This window comes from Rhodococcus sp. 008, from assembly GCF_001682295.1.
GTDB lineage: Bacteria > Actinomycetota > Actinomycetes > Mycobacteriales > Mycobacteriaceae > Rhodococcus_F > Rhodococcus_F qingshengii.
Genome location: NZ_CP012749.1, coordinates 244298 through 264259, shown reverse-complemented (window position 1 = coordinate 264259; position 19962 = coordinate 244298). Strand labels below are relative to the sequence as shown.

Genomic DNA, 19962 nt, shown 5'->3' with positions numbered 1-19962 from the left:
ATGAGTGATGCACCTGCAAGGGATCGGGAAGTTGTCGCCGGTGCGATCTTCCGCGAGGGAAGGCTGCTCCTCGCGCAGCGGACGAGTCCGCCGGCTTTGGCCGGTCGTTGGGAGCTGCCGGGCGGGAAGGTCGAAGAATTCGAATCGCCACAGAACGCGTTGGCGCGGGAGCTGCTCGAGGAACTGGCGGTCGAGGTGAGATGCGGCGCCAGAATCGGTGTCGACGTGCCACTGTCGCCGGGGTTGGTCCTGCGGGCCTACCGGGCGGAGTTGGTGTCGGGAGAACCGGTCGCGCTCGACCATGCTCAATTGACATGGGTCGACGCCGAAGAACTGTTGTCGATGGATCTGGTGGACAACGATCGAGCCTGGATCCCCGAGTTACTCGCGGAATTGAGCGCGCTTACGCCGCACGAGCCTTCTTGAGACCCGCTTTCAGTTCCTTCTTGGATGCGCCCTCGTTCTCGAGCTTCTTCATCCGCATGATGACGACGGGACACTTGATGCACCGCGTCTTCTTGCGGCAGCACTTCTTCTTCGGCTTGAGCTGCGAGACCTTGCTTGCCTTGACTTTTCCCATGTGACGCTGCGGCTTTCCTGTTTCACTACGGCGGAGAGCCCGCTCTTGGAACGAGGTTAGCGTACCCTTAAATGACCTGTTTCTCCAGGTCGTAATCCTACGCGCATCGGCGTGGTGCAGATCACTATTCGCTGGTGGGGGCGGTGATAGAGGCCGCACAATGCAGGAGTATCAGCCCGGAGCGAGTAGTATTTACTAGGCCGCGGTGCCTTCTCAGGCGATTCGTGCCCTGATTCGGATCACACACTCGTGCAGCGGCCACCAGAAGAGCCGTGCGACTTGACTTTCGCGTGGCCGAATCAACTCAGCCAGGAGAGCCATCGCGTGACCATCACCAGCTTCCGTAACGTTGCCATCGTCGCACACGTCGACCACGGCAAGACCACCCTCGTCGACGCCATGCTTCGTCAGTCCGGCGCGTTCGAGGAGCGCGCCGAGCTGGTCGATCGCGTTATGGACTCCGGCGACCTCGAACGCGAGAAGGGCATCACCATTCTCGCGAAGAACACCGCAGTACATAAGGTCAACGAAGACGGTTCCATCACCGTCATCAACGTCATCGACACCCCCGGCCACGCCGACTTCGGTGGCGAGGTCGAGCGCGGCCTGTCCATGGTCGACGGCGTCGTCCTGCTCGTCGATGCTTCCGAGGGACCCCTGCCGCAGACGCGTTTCGTGCTGCGCAAGGCACTCGCCGCTTCGCTGCCCGTCATCCTGGTCGTCAACAAGACGGACCGCCCCGACGCCCGCATCGAAGAGGTTGTCACCGAGGCTCAGGACCTGCTCCTCGACCTCGCATCGGACCTGTCCGACGAGGCCGCCGAAGCCGCTGAGCTCGCACTCGAACTTCCCGTCCTCTACGCGTCCGGTCGCGAAGGCAAGGCATCGACCGTGCAGCCCGAGAACGGCAAGGCTCCCGACGCCGAGGACCTCACCGCACTCTTCCAGGTGCTGATGGAGTACGTCCCCGCGCCGAAGGGCTCGGTCGACGCACCGCTGCAGGCTCACGTCACCAACCTCGACGCATCCGCATTCCTCGGTCGCCTCGCACTCGTTCGCATCCACAACGGCGAGCTGCGCAAGGGCCAGACCGTGTCCTGGTGCCGCGAGGTCGACGGCGAGCCCGTCGTCACGAAGACCAAGATCACCGAACTCCTCACGACCATCGGTGTCGAGCGCGTTCCCGGTGAGGTCGCCGTCGCCGGTGACATCTGCGCCGTCGCAGGATTCCCGGACATCATGATCGGCGACACCCTCGCCGATCTGGAGAACCCGGTCGCACTGCCCCGCATCACCGTCGACCAGCCGGCAATCTCGGTCACTATCGGCACCAACACGTCACCGCTCGTCGGTCGCGTCAAGGGTCACAAGCTGACTGCACGCATGGTCAAGTCCCGCCTGGACCAGGAGCTCGTCGGTAACGTCTCGCTCAAGGTCCTCGACATCGGTCGCCCCGATGCGTGGGAGGTCCAGGGTCGTGGAGAGCTCGCGCTCGCCATCCTCGTCGAGCAGATGCGTCGTGAAGGCTTCGAACTCACCGTCGGTAAGCCGCAGGTTGTCACGCAGCTCGTCGACGGCAAGGTTCACGAGCCTTTCGAAGAGCTGACCATCGACAGCCCCGAGGAGTACCTCGGCGCCATCACGCAGCTCCTGGCCAACCGCAAGGGCAAGATGGTCCAGATGTCGAACCACGGCGCAGGCTGGGTTCGCATGGAGTTCATCGTTCCTTCGCGTGGCCTCATCGGCTTCCGCACGGACTTCCTCACGGAAACCCGCGGAACCGGTATCGCCAACGCCGTGTTCGACGGATACGGCCCGTGGGCCGGCGAGATCCGTGCGCGCCACACCGGCTCGCTCGTCTCGGACCGCTCCGGCACGGTGACGCCGTTCGCCATGATCCAGTTGGCCGACCGCGGAACCTTCTTCGTCGAGCCCGGCGCAGACACCTACGAGGGACACGTCGTCGGTATCAACCCGCGTCAGGAAGACCTCGACATCAACGTCACCCGCGAGAAGAAGCTGACCAACATGCGTCAGTCGTCCGCAGACGTGATGGAGACCCTCGCAAAGCCGATCAAGCTCGAACTCGAAGCAGCGATGGAGTTCTGCTCCAGCGACGAGTGCGTCGAGGTCACCCCGGAGGACGTTCGCGTCCGCAAGGTGCACCTCAACGCAACCGAGCGCGCTCGCGAGCGTTCACGTAGCAAGGCACGCGACAAGGCTGCTCTGTAGTCTTTCGTCGGTTACAACCTGACAGGCGGATGTGCCTTTCAGCCGAGTTTTCGGCGGAAAGGTACATTCGCCTTCATGGTTTCCAGGCAAAGTTCTGCCTGGAAATCGAGTGCGAAGGGGCGACGCGGCCCCGTACGGAAGGAATTGTCTGTGGCCTCAGGACGTCGCTACCTGGCGTTGGCAGTGGCAGTGACGGCGTTGTCACTGACTGCATGTACAGCCGATCCGCCGCCTCCGGTCGAGAGCACCGAAACCGTCAAGCCCACACCGACTCCGGTCGTTCCGGCGATGAAGCAGGTCACTGTGGCAATCGACGAGGTGGGAGGCGGATTCAACCCGCACCTGCTCGCGGATCAGTCGCCGGTCAACTCCGCAGTCGGCAACCTCGTACTGCCCAGTGCGTTTCGCCCGATCAATTCGCCCACACAACCTGGCGCGACGGAGTGGGCGATCGACGATTCTTTCCTCGTTTCCGCTGAAGTGACGTCGGAGGCCCCGTTCACGATTCGCTACCAACTGCGCAACGAAGCCCAATGGTCGGACGGCGCTCCCATTGCGGCAGAAGACTTTCGCTACCTGTGGCAGCAGATGATCTCGGTTCCCGGTGTGGTCAATCCCGCGGGCTATCAGATGATCGACGACGTGAACTCGTCCGGCGGCGGCAAAACGGTCAACGTCGTGATGCGTGCGCCGTATCCGGCATGGCGAGAGTTGTTCACCGATATTCTTCCGTCCCACCTGATCAAGGACACTCCCGGCGGTTTCAGCACCGGCCTGAGTGAGGGGATTCCGGTGTCGGGAGCCCACTTTCACGTGCGCTCGGTCGACCGCGGCCGGGACGAAATCGTGCTCGAACGCAACGACCGATTCTGGGGCAAGCCTTCAGACCCGGATCAGATAGTTCTGCGACGCGGAGGAACGGCTGCGCAGTTGGCGGATGCGCTGCGTACCGACGATGCCCAAGTGGCGCAGGTTCATTCGGGTAGTGCCACGGATATTCAGCTGTCTGCAATCCCGGGTGTCAGGACGGCATTCTCCTACGTTCCGCGCACTCTCGACATCAACGTGAACGGGCGAAGCAAGAACTTCGCGGATGTTCGGGTGCGTAAAGGTGTTCTGGGACTGCTCGATCCGGACCTGCTCGCCGTGGTGGCGGCAGGGAGTGAATCGGCGTCGGCCCCGGTGAAAGCTCAGATCCTCGCTCCGTCGGATCCGGGATATGCGCCCACCGCGCCGCCGAAACCGACCAGGGAGCAGGCGCTGGGCGAGCTGACTGCAGCCGGCTACCTGACGGCACCGCCCACCGGAATCGTCACGGGCACTGGAACGGTCGGATCGATCGTCCGTGACGGCGCCCAGTTGACACTGCTGATCGGCGCTCCCGAAAACGACGACATCGCGATCGCCGTGGCAAACACCGCTGCCGACGAATTGCGTGACGTGGGAATCCTGGCGACCGTCGAATCGGTGGCGCCGGAGGAACTCTACGGCGAGGACCTGACGACAGGACGCGTCGACATGATCGTCGGTTGGAGCCGGGCAGGCGCCGACACGGCCACTTCGCTGGCCTCGCGGTTCAGTTGCCCGAGCGCACCTTCCACTCCGGCAACAAGTTCGGCAGTGCCCGCACCGACGCCGTCGCAGACACCGGAGCCCATCCGAACGACAAGCGTCGAGGCTCCGAGCAACCTGTCCGGGCTGTGTGATCCGGCGTTGCAAGGTCGGATCGACGAAGCGCTCAGTGGCATCGGGGATCTGGGGTCGTTGATCGCCGATGCGGAACCCAGGCTGTGGGATCTTGCGGCGGTTTTGCCGATCGTGCAGAGCCGAGCGCTGGTCGCGGTCGGGACCGGAGTCGAGGGCGTGGTCCTCGACGGGCCGGTGCAGGTGGGGATATTCGGAAACGCTACGGACTGGGTGAGGGTGGAAAAGTGACCGCGTCGGCGAAGCGACTTCTGTTGGTGCACGCACATCCGGACGACGAAACGATCACCACCGGTGGCACCATCGCGCGATACGCGTCCGAAGGCGTCGAGGTCACAGTCCTCACCTGCACGTTGGGGGAGGAAGGCGAAGTGATCGGTGATGCGTGGGCCGGGCTCGTGGCTTCCGAGGCCGATCAACTCGGTGGCTACCGGATCGCGGAACTGAGCGCTGCTTTGTCGGCTTTGGGCAGTGCCGCTCCTCGCTTCCTCGCCGGTGCCGGTCGGTATCGCGACTCCGGAATGATCGGCACACCTTCGGCCGCCAATCCCCGTGCTTTTGTCAATGCTCGACTCGACGAAGCAGTCGGCGCGGTGGTAGCCGTCATTCGTGAGATTCGGCCGCACGTCGTGATCACGTACGACCCCAACGGCGGCTACGGGCACCCGGATCACATCCAGGCGCACGCGATCACGACAGCGGCCGTCGAAGCTGCAGGAACGACCGCGTATCCCGAGACCGGCGAGCCGTGGTCGACTCCGAAGTTCTACTGGACCGTGACCGAGCGCAGCGGACTCGAACGCGGCATCGCGGCGATTTCCGAGTTCCCGGAGAACTGGCGTCTGCCCGAGCCCGGGGAATTGCCGAGCGTCGAGGACACAGACGTGACGACGGCAATCGACGTTCGAGGCGTCATCGATGCGAAGGCGAGGGCATTGAGCGCCCACGCCACTCAGGTGACGGTAGCCCCGAGCCGAGCCGAGTTCGCATTGTCGAACAACGTGGTCCAACCGATCCTGACGGTCGAGCATTTCGTATTGGCCGCCGGCGCGCTCGGTCCGGTGGGTGAGGACGGCCGCGAGCGCGATCTGTTCGGCGGGCTGCACAGCTGACCTGGGCGTCGGCTCACAGGCATTGCGATCGACGCCGTAGTGGTGTGTGATGCGTGTCACCGGATGGGTGGTCCTTTCGGTAACAGCAAAGCCTGGGGGCTGAAGAAATGTACAACTGGGACCTGCAGAACCAGATCGTCGCCTTCGTCGATTCGTTGCGTCCGATGGCTGGTTATTACCACGACTTGTATTACGGGTCGCTCTACGCATTCGCAGATCAGCAGAGTCATTTGCTGACTCTGCTCGGGTTCCCGCCGGTTCCCTGATCAGCTTCGTGCTTTTCGGGCGCGAGCCGGGGTGCTTGTCTGGAGGGACCCCGCGCTCGCGCGATGACGACCGATAGACCACTATCAAAACCATGACGACCGTCGAGAACAACACGGACGCCTCGACAGGAACGTCGCTGTCGTGGCTCGACCCTGTCATCCTCGGCGTCCTGATTTTCGACGGATTCCTGTGCGCGGTGTTGTCCGTCCTGTTCTTGCCGACTCATCTCGGTACGACGGCATTTCCCATCAGCATTCTCGTAGCCGCGACCGCGAACCTCGTATTGGTGATCGCCGCCCGCACGGTTACGACGCCGGGTAGGGCCGCATTGCCGCTCGCCGGTTGGATCGTCGGGTTCTTGGTGTGCATGGTGGGCGGCCCCGGCGGCGACGTACTCGTGCTTTCGTCCCCTCTGACCTTCCTGCTGCTGGTCGGTGCGATCGCTCCGGCCTCCGTTTTCCTCTTCAAAGTGGCGATCAACAGACTCGCCACCCTCAGCTCGCAATAGTTCTCGGCGCGCGCGTAGGAAACTGACCCGTGCATAAGGGACACTCAGCCTGTGGCTGAACATGATTTGGCGGGTGCGACTATCGCCTTGACCGCAGAACGGCGTGTCGAAGAATTTGCGACGCTCCTCGAACGTCGAGGCGCGGAGATCGTGCGGACACCGGTGATCCATGTGCTGCCGTTGGTGGACGATCGAGACCTGAGGACTCAGACGTCCGCTTTGATTGCCGATCCTCCGGAATTGGTCGTGATCAGTACCGGGATCGGCTTCAGGGGTTGGCTCGACGCCGTCGCCTCGTGGGGTTTGACCGAGGAGTTCCTCGGGGCTCTCGCCCACACGCGCATCATCGCCCGCGGCCCCAAGGCGACGGGTGCCATCCGAGGCGCCGGACTGCGCGAGGAATGGTCGCCTTCGGGTGAGTCGTCCGAGGAAGTTCTGGCACATCTCGGAAGCGAGGGAGTGGCAGGCTTGCGCATCGCAGTCCAGTTGCACGGCACCATCACCGAATGGGAGCCGTTGACGGACCTGAGCGCCTCCCTCGCCGACATCGGCGCGGTTGTCACTCCGGTATCGGTCTATCGGTGGATCCGGCCGCCGGATCAGTCGCCGGTCCGCGCGTTGGTCGCTGCAGTTCGTTCCGGTGCGATCGACGCGCTGACCTTCACCAGTGCCCCCGCGGTCTCCTCGATGCTCAGCACGGCAAAAGAAATGGGCGAGCTGGAGCGGTTCGTCGCAGCTATGCGCGGACCGGTACCGACCTACTGCGTCGGACCGGTGACGGCCGCCCCGCTGGAACTCCTCGGTGTTCCGACCATCCAGCCGGAGCGATCGCGTCTCGGTTCGCTGGCGCGGCTCATCATCGACGACCTGCCCACACGTCGCCACCGCCCGGAGTGACGGCTTCGATCAATGCCCACGCGTTCTCGGCGGGGAGATCGATCACCTCGTAGCTTCCGGTGCCGGCGGGCGTCGCGGCGACGACGGTTGCCACTCCCGCGCGTCGTTGGAAGAACGTCTCGCGCACCGTCCATCCGATGACACCTTCGGATTCGAGACTGTGACGCTGGCGATCGAGCGAGCCGTTTCGGGTGATCAACCATCCGGGTAGTACTGCGTGGCCGAGGCCGTTGTATCGGTCGAAGGCGAGGGCGGTGCCACCGATGGCGAGTACGGCGACCCCGAACCACGCGTAGATCGGTACATCGAGTCCAGAAGCCGCGCACGCCACACAGACCAGGAACGCCACCGCGGCGAGGAACAGTGCTCGGGTGTACCGGCGACGCCGCGCGGCCGGGCCGTGCGGGATCAGCGGGGCGGACGCCTGGCGTGAGTCACCGATCACGGTGGCCATCACTCGCTCGGCTTCCCTGCGCGGTCCCTGCGGGAGCAGTAGCGAAGATTCCTTCTTCTCGGCGCTGACCCCGGTCATGATGGCGTCGAGCCGCGCGCCGCGGGCCAATCGCAGCAGGAGCGGTTCCTTGAGCGTCGTGCCGCGGAGGCGGGCGCGGTCGAGTGTGGTTTGCCGAGTCTTCAACAGGCCGTGACTGACATGCAGGATGCGGCCGTTGTCGGTGAGTTTCATGTTGCCGAACGCGATCAGGTACTGGACGCAGGCGAGTGCACTCGACAGCACCAGCAGCACGACGAGTGCGATGACGACCATCAGTGCGATGCCGAGGCTCTCGAGTGAGTCGAAGCTGTCGCTCACTGCCGAGGATTTCGCGACGGCAGTGCCGATGCCGTATTGGAACGAGATGCCGATGATGGCTGCGATGATGGCGATTCCGGTGAACGAAAAGGGGGCGTAGCGAACCCAACTCGGTTCCCAGTGACCGATTTCGGTGTCGACCGGTTCGGTGATGCTTTCGACCGGCGTGCCCGGGGTTTCCAGTCGCCGTGCTTGCTGGGCGCCGGCCAACAGTGCGGCGCGTAGGTCCGGAACCAGGGCGGTCGACAGGGCGTTGAGCTCGAACTTGTTCGAATCGTGGCCGCTCCCGGCGCGCTGGCCGGTACCGATGCGCACGATCGACAGTCCGAGCAACCGGTGCATGACCCCGGCCTCGACGTCGACGGATCGGATGCGGCTACGCGGGACGGAGAGCAGCTTTTTCTGGAAGACCCCGGTGCGCAGTTGAACGTGGACGGGTCCGATTCGGTACGTGGTGGTGAAATACCGCAACAAACCGAAGATGACGAGCAGAGTGACGACGCCGAGTCCCCACCAGTGGTTTCCGGATTGGCTGCCGAGAACTACGGAGACGAGTAGGACCGGGAGCAGTTTGACGACTTCGTTGACGGGGTGGACCAGAAGCATGCGTCGGTCGAGGCGGAGCCAGGGCTGTTCCTCTTCCGCGGCCTCGGCAGCTGCCGTTTCCGCCTCTACCGGGATCTCGATCGCGGTCGGGTCGCCCAACTGTTTCTCGTTCACGTCGCGTCTCCCACGTTGCTACCCGCGATCTCCGTCAGTTGAGCCACCGTGCGGTCGGCGACTTCCTGGTCGAGTGCGGAGATCTTCACGGCCCCGGCCGACGACGCTGTCGTGACCGTGACGGTTGCCAGACCCAACATGCGGTCGATCGGTCCGCGCTCGGTGTCCACGGTCTGCACGCGCGAGATCGGTGCGATGCGTCGCTCCTGGGTGAACCAGCCGGTGCGGGTGTATACCGCGGTGTCACTGATCTCCCATCGGTGGACCCGATACCGCCACGCCGGGACCATCAGAATGTAGGTGGCAGCGAAGAGTACGGTGACTGCGAATACGGTGCCGACCACCCAGGACGGGATTCCGGGCACCAAGACGGCACAGACGATTTCGGCGACGATGACGGGTACCCAGAACAGTGAGGCAGTGATTGCCCACAGCCTCGGGGCTTTGGTGCTGGGTCGCCATAACGGGTCGGCCATGGTCAGCGGTTGCGGCGCAGTCATGGGCACTACTTTGGTCGAGTGAGGGGCGATCTGTCGACATCGGCCCTATCGTGGAGTGTGGCGACCGCGAAGGGAGCACGTGATGACCGAACAAGATGCGACATTCGACCCGGAGGCTCCGGAATCAGATGCGCTCGAACAATCGACACCCGTAGATCCGAACGCCCCTGAAGAACCCGATCTGACCGACATTCCGCTCGACGCGCCAGTGGCTGACGTCGTGGATCAACGAGTCGAGGTTGCGGTCGACGACGACTACCGGCCGTCGTGATCGAGGCGGTGTCGGGGCGGTGAGGCCTCCTACTTCTGGCACCGGGTGGCACTAGTCGTCCCACATGGCGCATGATCGCTAGGTGAACCGAACTGGTGATGACTCCGGCAAACCCACCATGCTTCCGATGCCAGGTATTTCCGCGTCCGCCTCGTCCAGTCCGTCGCCCGGCCCGTCAGCGTCGGCGATGCGGCGAGTTCTCCGTCGTGCACGCGACGGAGCGACCCTGAACGTCGACGAGGCGGCAACGCTGCTGCAGGCACGGGGAACCGATCTGACCGATCTGTGTTCTTCGGCGGCCAAGGTTCGCGATGCCGGTCTGCTGGCAGCGGGTCGGCCGAACACCGTGACGTATTCGCGGAAAGTTTTCATTCCGCTGACCCGTCTGTGCCAGGACAAGTGCCACTACTGCACATTCGTCACGGTGCCGGGGAAGCTGCGTGCCGCTGGGCACGGCATGTTCCTGGAACCGGACGAGGTTTTGGACATTGCCAGGGCAGGCGCCGAATTGGGCTGCAAGGAAGCGTTGTTCACGCTGGGGGATCGCCCCGAGGCTCGCTGGCCGGAAGCCAAGCAATGGCTGGACGAACGCGGCTACGACTCCACCCTCGACTACGTGCGAGCGATGTCGATCCGGGTACTCGAGGAGACAGGCCTGCTCCCACACCTCAATCCCGGTGTGATGAGCTGGCAGGAACTCTCGCGGCTCAAGCCCGTTGCGCCGTCGATGGGCATGATGCTCGAGACGACCGCTACCCGGCTGTTCACCGACAAGGGTGAGTGCCACTACGGCAGCCCGGACAAGGACCCGGCGGTTCGGCTACGCACCCTGACCGACGCAGGCCGACTGAACATCCCCTTCACCACGGGAATTCTTGTGGGCATCGGGGAGAACTTCCTCGAACGTGCCGAGTCGATCATGGCGATACGCAAGTCGCAGAAGGCGTTCGGCCACATCCAGGAAGTGATCATTCAGAACTTCCTGGCCAAGCCCGATACCGCGATGCGCAATACGCCTGATGCTGGACTCGACGAGTTTCTCGCGGCCATCGCCGTCGCACGCCTGCTGCTCGGGCCGACGATGCGGATCCAGAGTCCGCCGAATCTCGTCTCGAACAGCGAGTGCCTCGCGCTGCTCGGCGCAGGCGTGGACGACTGGGGCGGGGTATCACCGTTGACCCCCGATCACGTCAACCCCGAGCGTCCCTGGCCGAATCTCGAGACCTTGGCCGAGATCAGCGCCGAGGGCGGCTTCACGCTGACCGAACGCACTGCGGCTCAGCCGGCATATGTCCTGGCCGGGGCTCCGTGGATCGATCCGCGTATTGCGGGTCACGTGCAGGCGCTGGCGGATCCCAAAACCGGTCTCGCCTTGCCCGACACCAAGCCGGTGGGTCGGCCGTGGCAGGAACCGGACGAGTCGTGGGAATCGAGCGGACGCGTCGATCTCAATACCGAGATCGACACGGACGGGCGCAACACCGAGACCCGCAGTGACCTGGGCAGTGCGTTCGGCGACTGGGAGACCGTGCGCGAACAGGTTCTCGAGCTCAGTGCTCCGATTCGCGTCGACACCGATCTGCTGGCTGCGCTCCGCAGTGCCGAACGCGACCCGGCCGGATGTTCCGACGACGAGTACCTGGCCCTCGCCACGGCGGAGGGCCCGGGCCTGGAAGCCGTTGTGGCACTGGCGGATGCGCTGCGCAAGGATGCCGTCGGCGAGGACGTCACCTACGTGGTGAACCGGAACATCAACTTCACCAACATCTGCTACACGGGCTGCCGATTCTGTGCGTTCGCGCAGCGCAAGGGTGACGCCGACGCGTTCACGCTGTCGGCAGAGCAGGTCGCCGACCGTGCGTGGGAAGCGCACGTCGCCGGCGCAACCGAGGTGTGCATGCAGGGCGGTATCGATCCGGAACTTCCCGTCACCGGTTACGCCGACCTGGTCCGGGCCGTCAAGAAGCGCGTGCCGTCGATGCACGTCCACGCGTTCTCTCCGATGGAGATCGTGAACGGTGCATCGCGCAGTGGTGAGAGCATCAGGGATTGGCTGACGGCCCTTCGTGAGGCGGGCCTGGACACCATTCCCGGTACGGCAGCGGAGATCCTCGACGACGAGGTGCGCTGGATCCTCACCAAGGGCAAACTGCCGACGGCGGAATGGATCGAAGTGGTCACCACGGCCCACGAGGTGGGGCTGCGGTCGAGTTCGACGATGATGTACGGGCATGTCGATCAGCCGCACCATTGGGTCGGGCACCTGAACGTTCTTCGCGGAATCCAGGACCGTACAGGCGGATTCACGGAGTTCGTGCTGCTGCCGTTCGTTCACCAGAGCGCGCCCCTGTACCTGGCGGGCGCTTCACGGCCAGGGCCGACCAATCGGGACAACCGCGCTGCGCACGCGTTGGCACGCATCATGCTGCACGGCCGCATACCCAATATCCAGACCAGCTGGGTCAAACTTGGCATCACCGGAACGCAGATGATGCTCAACGGCGGCGCCAACGACCTCGGCGGAACGCTGATGGAAGAGACGATCTCGCGGATGGCCGGCTCCGAACACGGTTCCGAGAAGACCGTCGCAGAACTGCGCGCCATCGCCGAGGGAATCGGACGTCCGGCACGCGAACGAACCACCACACATGCACGACGCGAAGGAGCGATTGCCTGATGGCTGACGTACTGGGGGACCGCAAGGTCGTCGAGGTTCTCGATCGAGCGGTGTGGGGGATCAACCCGGTTCTCGACCTCGCCTACAGCGATCCGCTCGGTATCAAGCGTCGGACGTTCGAGCCGACCGATCCCGAGCGAAACGCTGCTGCGATGGTGTTGGACGCGGCCGCTTGGGTCCTCGACGTCGTCAAGTTCCCCGGGACGGCGGCGTGGTCGGTGATGACCGACGAGCAGCGCTCGAAGTGGTGGACGACCCGGTTGGGTGCACTCAACACCGTTGCCGTGGCGTTCCCCGGCATCTTCGGCGTCCTCCTCAATCGGTTGCCGATCCAGGACCTGCTGGCCTTCGCGAATCAGGCCGTTGTGCTCGTTGCGGTTGCCCGTGAACACGGAGTGACCGAACGGGATCAGCAGGTGGACCTCCTGGCGTCGGTGCTGTGCCGGCGTGAGACGAAGTCTCGAGAGCTTCTCACCGGAGAGGACTTCGCCGAGAAATCAGCCGGCGGCGCCGACGAGACCTGGCGCCCGTTCGCGCTCATCGGAATGTTGTGGCGCACGTCCAAGACTTTTCGTGCCATCACGGACGAGTTGCACAAGCGGCCGTCTCGGACAAAACCGTACGAGATCATCGGCAAGATTCCGGTGGTCGGCGTCGTGGCGGATTACCTCGGTGAGCGGGGCGCACTGGTACGCGCGGCCGCTCTGGGGGAGAAGTGGATCGCGATTCGGTCGAGGAACATCACCGCAGTAGGCTGAAATGTGTTACCCCCGCCTGCTCAGAGTCGGTCGGCAGGGGGATAATAGGCTGTTCCCGCGGTACGTGAGAGTCGTATCGGATTTTCGGCCCCTTGCAACTGCGTGTTGCGGCGGCGATGCACGACAGGAAGGCAGGGAGATCGGCAGTGACCTACACGATTGCTGAACCGTGTGTAGATGTGATGGACAAGGCGTGCATCGAAGAATGCCCTGTCGACTGCATCTACGAGGGTGGACGCATGCTTTACATCCACCCCGACGAGTGTGTCGACTGCGGCGCGTGTGAGCCTGTCTGTCCCGTCGAAGCCATCTTCTACGAAGACGACGTCCCGGACCAGTGGAACGCGTACATCAGCACCAACGTCGATTTCTTCGACGATCTCGGCTCGCCGGGTGGAGCGGCCAAGCTCGGCAAGGTCGACTACGACACGCCGTTCATCAAGGCGCTGCCTCCGATGGGTGAGGAATAGAGATCTTGTCTCGTACTCCGGTGGCCGCTGGGCTTCCTGATTTTCCGTGGGATTCGCTCGCCGATGTCACGGCGAAGGCGCACTCTCATCCCGACGGCATCGTGAACCTGTCCGTGGGGACGCCGGTGGATCCGGTGGACCCGGTGATTCAGGAGGCTCTGGCCTCTGTTGCCGAGGTGCCCGGATACCCGACGACTCATGGCACGCTCGCGCTTCGCGAGGCCGTGGCGGAGTCACTGGATCGCCGCTACAACATTCCCGACGTCGATCCGGCAGCGGTGCTGCCGGCCATCGGTACCAAGGAAATGATCGCGTGGCTGCCGAAATTGCTCGGTCTCGGAGCCGGCGATCTGGTGGTCATTCCGGAGTTGGCGTACCCGACGTACGAGGTCGCAGCGAAACTGGCAGGTGCTCGTGTCCTGCGCGCCGACGGCTTGAACAAGCTCGGTCCCGAGTCGGCGGCGATGATCTTCGTGAACTCGCCCTCGAATCCCACCGGCAAGGTGCTCGGCCTCGAGCACTTGCAGAAGGTCGTGGCCTGGGCGCGCGAGCGCGGCGCCATCGTCGTCTCCGACGAGTGCTACCTCGGATTGACGTGGGAAGCCGATGCGCTCTCCATTCTCGATCCTCGTGTCAACGACGGTGATCTGACCGGTTTGCTTGCGGTCCACTCACTTTCGAAGACGTCCAATCTCGCGAGCTATCGCGCCGGGTTCGTCACCGGTGATCCGGCTCTGGTGTCGGAACTGCTCGAGGTGCGCAAGCATGCGGGCATGATCCTGCCGCTACCGATCCAGGCGGCGATGACCGCAGCCTTGGGCGACGACCAACACGAGAACATCCAGCGCGAGCGGTACCGCGAGCGTCGTAGTGTGTTGATCGAAGCTGTTCGAGGCGCCGGATTCACCGTCGACAATTCCGAGGCAGGTCTGTACCTCTGGGCGACGCGCGGCGAGGAATGTCGAGCGACGGTCAGTTGGTTCGCCGATCGTGGGATCCTCGTTGCCCCCGGTGAGTTCTACGGACCGAGCGGGAGCAAGCACGTGCGGATCGCGCTCACTGCACCAGACGAACGAATCGCCGCGGCAGCAAAGCGCCTCTCCGCCTGAATCGTGTGCTTTCCCAGGTGTCAGGTTCCCTGATGTCGGTATCGGTCCGATGTAAGGTCGCGCTGTGACCACCTCAGGGACCGGCGGCTTGGACGCGGTACTGATTTTTGCTGTCGTTGCTGCCTCGGTTGCACTGATGCTCGTGTGGTTGAAAAGTCGTCGAGTTTTCGGAGAATTCCCACTCTCGGCAGCTCTCCTCTGGCTGATGGTTGCAGTGCCTTCCATCTTGCAGGCGGCGATGCCGGGACTGCTCGAGATGTTTCGTCGTGATCCCGCGTTGATTCGTGACGGGCAATGGTGGCGCATTCTGACCTCCGTGCTCGTTCAGGACGGAGGGGCCGCAGGAACTGTCACCAATCTCGCGACGCTGGCCGTGGTTGCACCGCTTGCGTTTCGGCTCTGGGGCGCCGCACGTGGCTGGGCTCTCTTCCTGCTCGGTCAACTGTTGTTCGGTTTGCTCACCACCGCAGTCTTCCCGTCGACCGGCGCAGGCAACTCCGGTGCCACGCTTGCTCTGGCAGCGGCGGCCGCGGGGATCGGCGTTCTGGTGCGCCCGCGAATGCCTGAGATTGTTCTGACGGTCGTGATTGTCGTCGGCGGCGCAACATTGGTGACGGTCGACGACGCACACGGATTCGCGGTGCTTTCCGGGGCGCTCTTGGGGGCTGCGCTGGTGACGCTGTTCCCTCCGCACTCGATGGACGCGCGTCGGGCAGGAGAAAGTTTGCGACCATCCGCGCTGTGAGATGCTGTCGTGGTGCTGCTGAGATCCTTGAACCCCCTTGCTGTTGCCCGCGGTGACGAACTCGATGACGCCGTGACGATCGGTGACACGGTTCTCTCGCGGAGTGCCATTCTCGGTGCCGCGACCTCGGTCGCGGAGCGAGTGGCGCAGGCCGATCGGGTTGCCGTATTGGCAACTCCCACAGCAAAAACGATTCTCGCCGTCGTCGGGGCGTTGATTGCCGGCGTCACCGTTGTGCCGGTCCCGCCGGACTCGGGGAAGGCTGAGCGAGAGCACATTCTGCGTGACTCCGGTGCCCAGGCGTGGCTCGGCGAAACGGACGACCACTGCGAAGGTCTGCCCGTGGTTCCCGTCCGATTGCACGCTCGCTCGTGGCACAGCTATCCCGAACCGGCACCGCAGTCCACAGCATTCGTCCTGTACACGTCCGGAACTACCGGCCCACCGAAGGGCGTTCTGCTCAGTCGCTCGGCTATCGCAGCCGGGCTCGACGCGCTCGCCGAGGCCTGGGACTGGACGTGGCGAGACACCCTCGTACACGGGCTTCCGCTCTTCCACGTGCACGGACTGATTCTCGGAATCCTCGGCCCCCTCCGGATCGGCAGCCGGGTGATCCACACCGTCAAGCCGACGCCGGAAAACTACGCAAGGGCCAAAGGCTCCCTCTACTTCGGTGTCCCCACCGTCTGGTCGCGTATCGCCGAAGACGAAGAAGCTGCCCGCGCGTTGTCCGGTGCCCGACTTCTGGTCTCCGGTAGTGCGCCGCTTCCCGTGCCTGTCTTCGAAAAGCTGCGGGAGCGAACAGGATTGACGCTCATCGAGCGTTACGGCATGAGTGAGACGATGCTGACCCTGAGCACGCGTTTCGACGGCGAGCGACGCCCGGGGTGGGTCGGCGTGCCGCTGCGCGGAGTCGAGACTCGTCTTCGTGACGAGAAGGGCAACGATGTGCCGCACGACGGCCAGAGTATCGGCGGCCTACAGGTACGTGGGCCGATGCTTTTCGACGGCTACTTGAACCGTCCGGACGCAACCGCCGAGTCCTGGACGGAGGACGGCTACTTCAAGACCGGTGACGTCGCCGTCATCGACGAGGGTGGGTTCCACCGAATCGTCGGCCGCGAATCCATCGACTTGATCAAATCCGGTGGATTCAGAGTCGGCGCCGGCGAGATCGAGACCGCCATCCTCGGGCACCCTTCGGTGTCCGAAGTTGCGGTGATCGGTGTCCCCGACGCCGATCTGGGGCAACGGATCATCGCCGTCGTAGTCCGTAAGCCCGGGACTCCCGAGGTCACCGAAGCCGAATTGGTCGAGTTGGTCGGGGCGGAGTTGTCGGCGCACAAGCGTCCCCGTGAGGTTCGATTTGCCGAGACTCTGCCACGTAACGCGATGGGCAAGGTTCAGAAGCGTGAGCTGCTCTAGGCAGGTCGGTTTGCTGAAAAGTCGCTGCGACGCTTGAAGGTTCGTGAATTCGGCCGGCCCGTCCCGAAATGTGGGCTCGCCGGTTCTCCGACGATTCAGCGCTAGTTGGAATTTCTGTGTTCTTGGCTACACTACCGCCCGGTAGGGACAGTTCCAGTCGCGCGCATACCGTCGGTATGCCTGAGTGCGAGTGGCCTCGGAAGGGCAGATTTCATGGCGGGCGGACGGCATTCGAGTCCTGACAGCGGGCGGTCGATCGGGTTCTACGCAGTGGGTGGGTTGGTTGCCGTCGCGGTAGTCGCCACCGGGGTGGTGGTCTTCAAGGCAACACAGTCCGATTCCTGCGAGAGCGTCGACGAGTACTCGCTGGCAGCGGATCCTGCGATCGCGCCGGCAGTCACGGAGATCCTCGCAGAATCGTCGCCGGAGCAGACAGGCTGTTCGCGGATCACGGTCACCTCTGCGCTGCCCGGGGACGTTGCGGGAACCCTGGGTAAGGGCGTGGACGCGCCGGACATGTGGATACCGGATTCGACAGCGTGGGTGGGCAAAGCTGCATTGACGGCCAAGGGGCCGGTCGCTGCCGCCAGCGGTTCGATCGCCACCTCGCCTGTCGTTCTCGCCTCCGGCGGTGGCGAACAGTTTGCCAGTTGGCTCGCGGCGCTACAGGTTCCCGATCTGGCGTTGGGCAATCCGTTGTTCACAGGGGTTGCGTCGGCGCCCATTCTCGGAGCTCTCGCGGAGACCGGGGCTACCTCCGAATCCGTTCGAGCGGCACTCGTACCCCATGCGCAAGCGGAGAGTGTTCGTACCGAAGATCAGCCGGTAGGACAGAAGATGCTCACCGAATTGGTCAGCTCCGGAAAGGTCGGTGTTTCGACTGAGCAACAGGTCGTCGAGTTCGCGAAGGCTGAGTCGAAGATTTCCGCGACAGTACCGGCGACGGGAACCATGATCATGGATTACCCCCTGGTGGTCAGTGCTTCGGCACCGGACCGGCACTACGCCGCAGCCAAGAAGAGTGACGCCATCGCTGAGCTGTTGCACAGTGAATCTGCTCAGGAAGTGCTGACGCGCAGCGGGTTCCGTACTTCCGGCGGTGGAGCCGTCGAAGGTGGAGTCGGTGACGTCACGGCACTGACCGTGTCCGAACAGTCGGTGGCCGATCAAACGCTGGGTGCTTGGGCTCTGATGGCCAAGCCGATCCGGACACTCGTTGCGATCGACGTGTCTGCGTCGATGGACTACCCGGCGGCAGGCGGCAAGACGCGCATGCAGTTGACCACTGCTGCTGCTCTGGCCGGCAATCAGGTCTTCCCAGACAGCGTCGCTGCCGGTCTCTGGGCGTTTTCCCAAGGTATGAACGGAACCCAGGACTTCCAGGAATTGGTGCCGATCAGGCGCTACGACACGATCGTCGACGGTGTGACTCAACGAAAGTTGATGGCAGATCAGGCGAACCGGCTCACCGAACTCAAACGTGGCGCCACAGGTTTGTACGACACGACGCTGGCCGCATTCCGTAAGGTTCAGGAATCGTACGATCCGCGAGCGGTCAACAGCGTCATCATCTTGACCGACGGCGCAAACGAAGATCCTGACAGCATCAGCCGTGAACAGTTGCTCGATGTTCTTGCACGCGAGCAGGATCCGGCGCGTCCGGTCATCATCGTCACCATCGGCATCACCGATGACGCAGATGCGGCGGCGCTCGCCGATATCTCCCGCGTGACGGGCGGTTCGACGTACATCGCTCGTGACCCCTCGGAGATTTCCGAGGTGTTCGTGAACGCATTGGCTCACCGAGGAACTTAGGCCGCATCCGGACTGGTCCAGGGTGCCGGAAGTGGCGGAGCCTCAGACGAATACCGGTGCCCGGTAGGTGTCGTTGTGGTGAAGGTGTGCCGGTTACCTGGTACAGGTTCGGCAGTCCAGTCCGATGCCTGTTTCGCGTAATTGCATGCCGCACACAACCCGGCACCGTTGGCTGCGCTGGTGAGTCCACCCCTCGAGTGATCGCGAATGTGGTCGCGGTGGCGAACCGGCGCGTCGCACCACGGAGTACGGCAGCTTCGATCACGGAGTTCGATCAATCGCGCCAACCCCTTCGGGAAGGTTCTCGCCGTGGATTCCATTGCGGTCAGCGCGCCCGTATCGGGGCGTGCGTAGAGCTTTCGGAGCGTTGCCACCGTTTCGGAGTCTTCGCTGGCCTTGGTGATCCATTCGCGTGCAATAGCGGCTGGTACAGGTCCGTACCCGTGGACGTACGCCGGGTCGGAATTTTCGCCCAACAATGACTGGTCGGAGACAACCAGATTCACGGTGACGGGTGTCGGTGTGGCGCGGCCGATTCCGGTAACTCGCTCGACCAGGAGATCAGCCATGATTTGCGCTCGGGTGCGCTTGTCCCCGCCGGCAAGTACGGAATCTGCGTCGCGCCTGAGCGTGGCGTGCACGGCGATACCTTCGGCCACGGGAAGGAACACATTGAGCCAGCACATCGTGTCGGGCGCAGGCCGTGACGTCACTCGTCTGTCTCCCACGGCTTTGCGTGCTCGTCTGGCAATACTATCGGAGTCTATTTCGGCAGTGCGTGCGCGGATTCTTTGTGTCAGTTGATGGTTGCCGCATCCGTCCAAGATTGCAGCGTCGCAGCAGAACTCGCGATCCAATGTAGCGCGATCCTGGGCGGTGAGACATGAAGTCTCGCGCATGAGGATCGTCGCTTGATGCTCACTGATGGAGCCGTCGACGAGTAGTCGAAGTGTGTGAGGCATCTCGTCGTTCAGTGCGCGGGCCAGGTTCAGATGCTGAGTTCCGAACCAAGCCGACTCTCGCCGTGCGAGGGCAATCTGCGCGTTGATTCCACGGCCTTGGTATGCGCGCGGCACTCCCCGTTCGCCGCGGTCGTTGCGGGTGAACGCGTCGAGATCGGCAGCCAGCAATGCCTGGGCACCAGCGCAACTGGCCTTCAACTCTTCCAAAGCGCGCAGAAGATCCACGCGTGCTGCGTTGTCGATGGATCGATCCATGCTGACGAGTGATGCTCGGAATTGTCCGATGGTCTCTTCGGATATCGCCTGTTTGGATATGGCCTGTTCAGATACTTGCGTCGTCACTTTTACCCCCCGGTAGTGTCGAACATACATTCGATACTAGCCTCGACAGCGAACGGA

Annotated in this window: 19 protein-coding genes; 15 read left to right on the top strand and 4 right to left on the bottom strand. The window is 63.6% G+C overall.

Features of this window, described 5'->3' with window-relative positions:
• Positions 1–426 carry a (deoxy)nucleoside triphosphate pyrophosphohydrolase gene (locus AOT96_RS01140; protein ID WP_007726279.1) on the top strand — a complete coding sequence of 142 codons (426 nt, stop codon included), beginning with the start codon at positions 1–3 and terminating at the stop codon, positions 424–426.
• On the opposite strand, the gene AOT96_RS35630 is transcribed toward AOT96_RS01140, so the two are convergent.
• Positions 404–580, bottom strand: coding sequence for a hypothetical protein (locus tag AOT96_RS35630; RefSeq protein ID WP_003945207.1), 177 nt, complete (start codon positions 578–580; stop codon positions 404–406). The genes AOT96_RS01140 and AOT96_RS35630 overlap by 23 nt on opposite strands.
• A gap of 324 nt (positions 581–904) precedes the next feature.
• On the opposite strand from AOT96_RS35630, the gene typA reads away from it, so the two are divergent.
• The 6 genes from typA (at position 905) to AOT96_RS01115 (ending at position 7300) form a co-directional block, all read left to right on the top strand.
• Entirely contained in the window at positions 905–2812 is a 1908-nt protein-coding gene (gene typA / locus AOT96_RS01135) for a translational GTPase TypA (RefSeq protein WP_007726276.1), read from the top strand.
• 150 nt (positions 2813–2962) lie between these two features.
• Positions 2963–4747 carry an ABC transporter family substrate-binding protein gene (locus tag AOT96_RS01130; RefSeq protein ID WP_007726274.1) on the top strand — a complete coding sequence of 595 codons (1785 nt, stop codon included), beginning with the start codon at positions 2963–2965 and terminating at the stop codon, positions 4745–4747.
• Positions 4744–5628, top strand: coding sequence for an N-acetyl-1-D-myo-inositol-2-amino-2-deoxy-alpha-D-glucopyranoside deacetylase (mshB, locus tag AOT96_RS01125; RefSeq protein ID WP_007726273.1), 885 nt, complete (start codon positions 4744–4746; stop codon positions 5626–5628). Before AOT96_RS01130 ends, mshB begins: the two co-directional genes overlap by 4 nt.
• 107 nt (positions 5629–5735) lie before the next feature.
• Positions 5736–5894 carry a hypothetical protein gene (locus tag AOT96_RS35625; RefSeq protein WP_003945210.1) on the top strand — a complete coding sequence of 53 codons (159 nt, stop codon included), beginning with the start codon at positions 5736–5738 and terminating at the stop codon, positions 5892–5894.
• 92 nt (positions 5895–5986) lie between these two features.
• Entirely contained in the window at positions 5987–6403 is a 417-nt protein-coding gene (locus AOT96_RS01120) for a hypothetical protein (RefSeq protein WP_065351203.1), read from the top strand.
• 51 nt (positions 6404–6454) lie between these two features.
• A complete protein-coding gene (locus tag AOT96_RS01115; RefSeq protein WP_003945251.1) occupies positions 6455–7300 on the top strand; it encodes a uroporphyrinogen-III synthase in 846 nt (281 codons plus the stop codon).
• Here the strand turns inward: AOT96_RS01115 and AOT96_RS01110 are convergent.
• Positions 7260–8831, bottom strand: a complete 1572-nt coding sequence (locus AOT96_RS01110; RefSeq protein ID WP_081305368.1) for a PH domain-containing protein — start codon at positions 8829–8831, stop codon at positions 7260–7262. The two genes, AOT96_RS01115 and AOT96_RS01110, sit on opposite strands and share 41 nt — an antisense overlap.
• Positions 8828–9331, bottom strand: coding sequence for a PH domain-containing protein (locus AOT96_RS01105; RefSeq protein WP_065351202.1), 504 nt, complete (start codon positions 9329–9331; stop codon positions 8828–8830). The genes AOT96_RS01110 and AOT96_RS01105 overlap by 4 nt, the downstream gene beginning before the upstream one ends.
• Positions 9332–9413: 82 nt before the next feature.
• Here AOT96_RS01105 and AOT96_RS01100 point away from each other — a divergent pair, with 82 nt between their 5' ends.
• The 8 genes from AOT96_RS01100 (at position 9414) to AOT96_RS01065 (ending at position 18601) form a co-directional block, all read left to right on the top strand.
• Positions 9414–9602 (top strand): hypothetical protein, encoded by a 189-nt coding sequence (locus AOT96_RS01100; RefSeq protein ID WP_003945217.1) that lies wholly within the window; start codon positions 9414–9416, stop codon positions 9600–9602.
• Between the two features lie 118 nt (positions 9603–9720).
• Complete coding sequence (locus tag AOT96_RS01095; protein ID WP_003945208.1) at positions 9721–12279, top strand: bifunctional FO biosynthesis protein CofGH; 2559 nt, start codon at positions 9721–9723, stop codon at positions 12277–12279.
• Positions 12279–13037 (top strand): hypothetical protein, encoded by a 759-nt coding sequence (locus AOT96_RS01090; RefSeq protein ID WP_007726264.1) that lies wholly within the window; start codon positions 12279–12281, stop codon positions 13035–13037. Before AOT96_RS01095 ends, AOT96_RS01090 begins: the two co-directional genes overlap by 1 nt.
• Positions 13038–13183: 146 nt before the next feature.
• Positions 13184–13507: a ferredoxin gene (gene fdxA, locus AOT96_RS01085; protein WP_003945248.1), complete on the top strand. Its 324-nt coding sequence runs from the start codon at positions 13184–13186 to the stop codon at positions 13505–13507.
• 5 nt (positions 13508–13512) lie between these two features.
• Positions 13513–14616 carry a succinyldiaminopimelate transaminase gene (dapC, locus tag AOT96_RS01080; RefSeq protein WP_065351201.1) on the top strand — a complete coding sequence of 368 codons (1104 nt, stop codon included), beginning with the start codon at positions 13513–13515 and terminating at the stop codon, positions 14614–14616.
• A 64-nt stretch (positions 14617–14680) separates the two neighbouring features.
• The gene (locus tag AOT96_RS01075) at positions 14681–15361 is read left to right on the top strand and encodes a hypothetical protein (protein WP_007726255.1); all 681 of its coding nucleotides are present in this window, start codon (positions 14681–14683) and stop codon (positions 15359–15361) included.
• Between the two features lie 12 nt (positions 15362–15373).
• Positions 15374–16786 (top strand): acyl-CoA synthetase, encoded by a 1413-nt coding sequence (locus AOT96_RS01070; protein ID WP_065352740.1) that lies wholly within the window; start codon positions 15374–15376, stop codon positions 16784–16786.
• Positions 16787–16999: 213 nt separating this feature from the next.
• Positions 17000–18601: a substrate-binding and VWA domain-containing protein gene (locus tag AOT96_RS01065; protein WP_065351200.1), complete on the top strand. Its 1602-nt coding sequence runs from the start codon at positions 17000–17002 to the stop codon at positions 18599–18601.
• Here the strand turns inward: AOT96_RS01065 and AOT96_RS01060 are convergent.
• The gene (locus tag AOT96_RS01060) at positions 18598–19818 is read right to left on the bottom strand and encodes an HNH endonuclease signature motif containing protein (RefSeq protein ID WP_231917375.1); all 1221 of its coding nucleotides are present in this window, start codon (positions 19816–19818) and stop codon (positions 18598–18600) included. The two genes, AOT96_RS01065 and AOT96_RS01060, sit on opposite strands and share 4 nt — an antisense overlap.
• Positions 19819–19962: the final 144 nt, after the last annotated feature.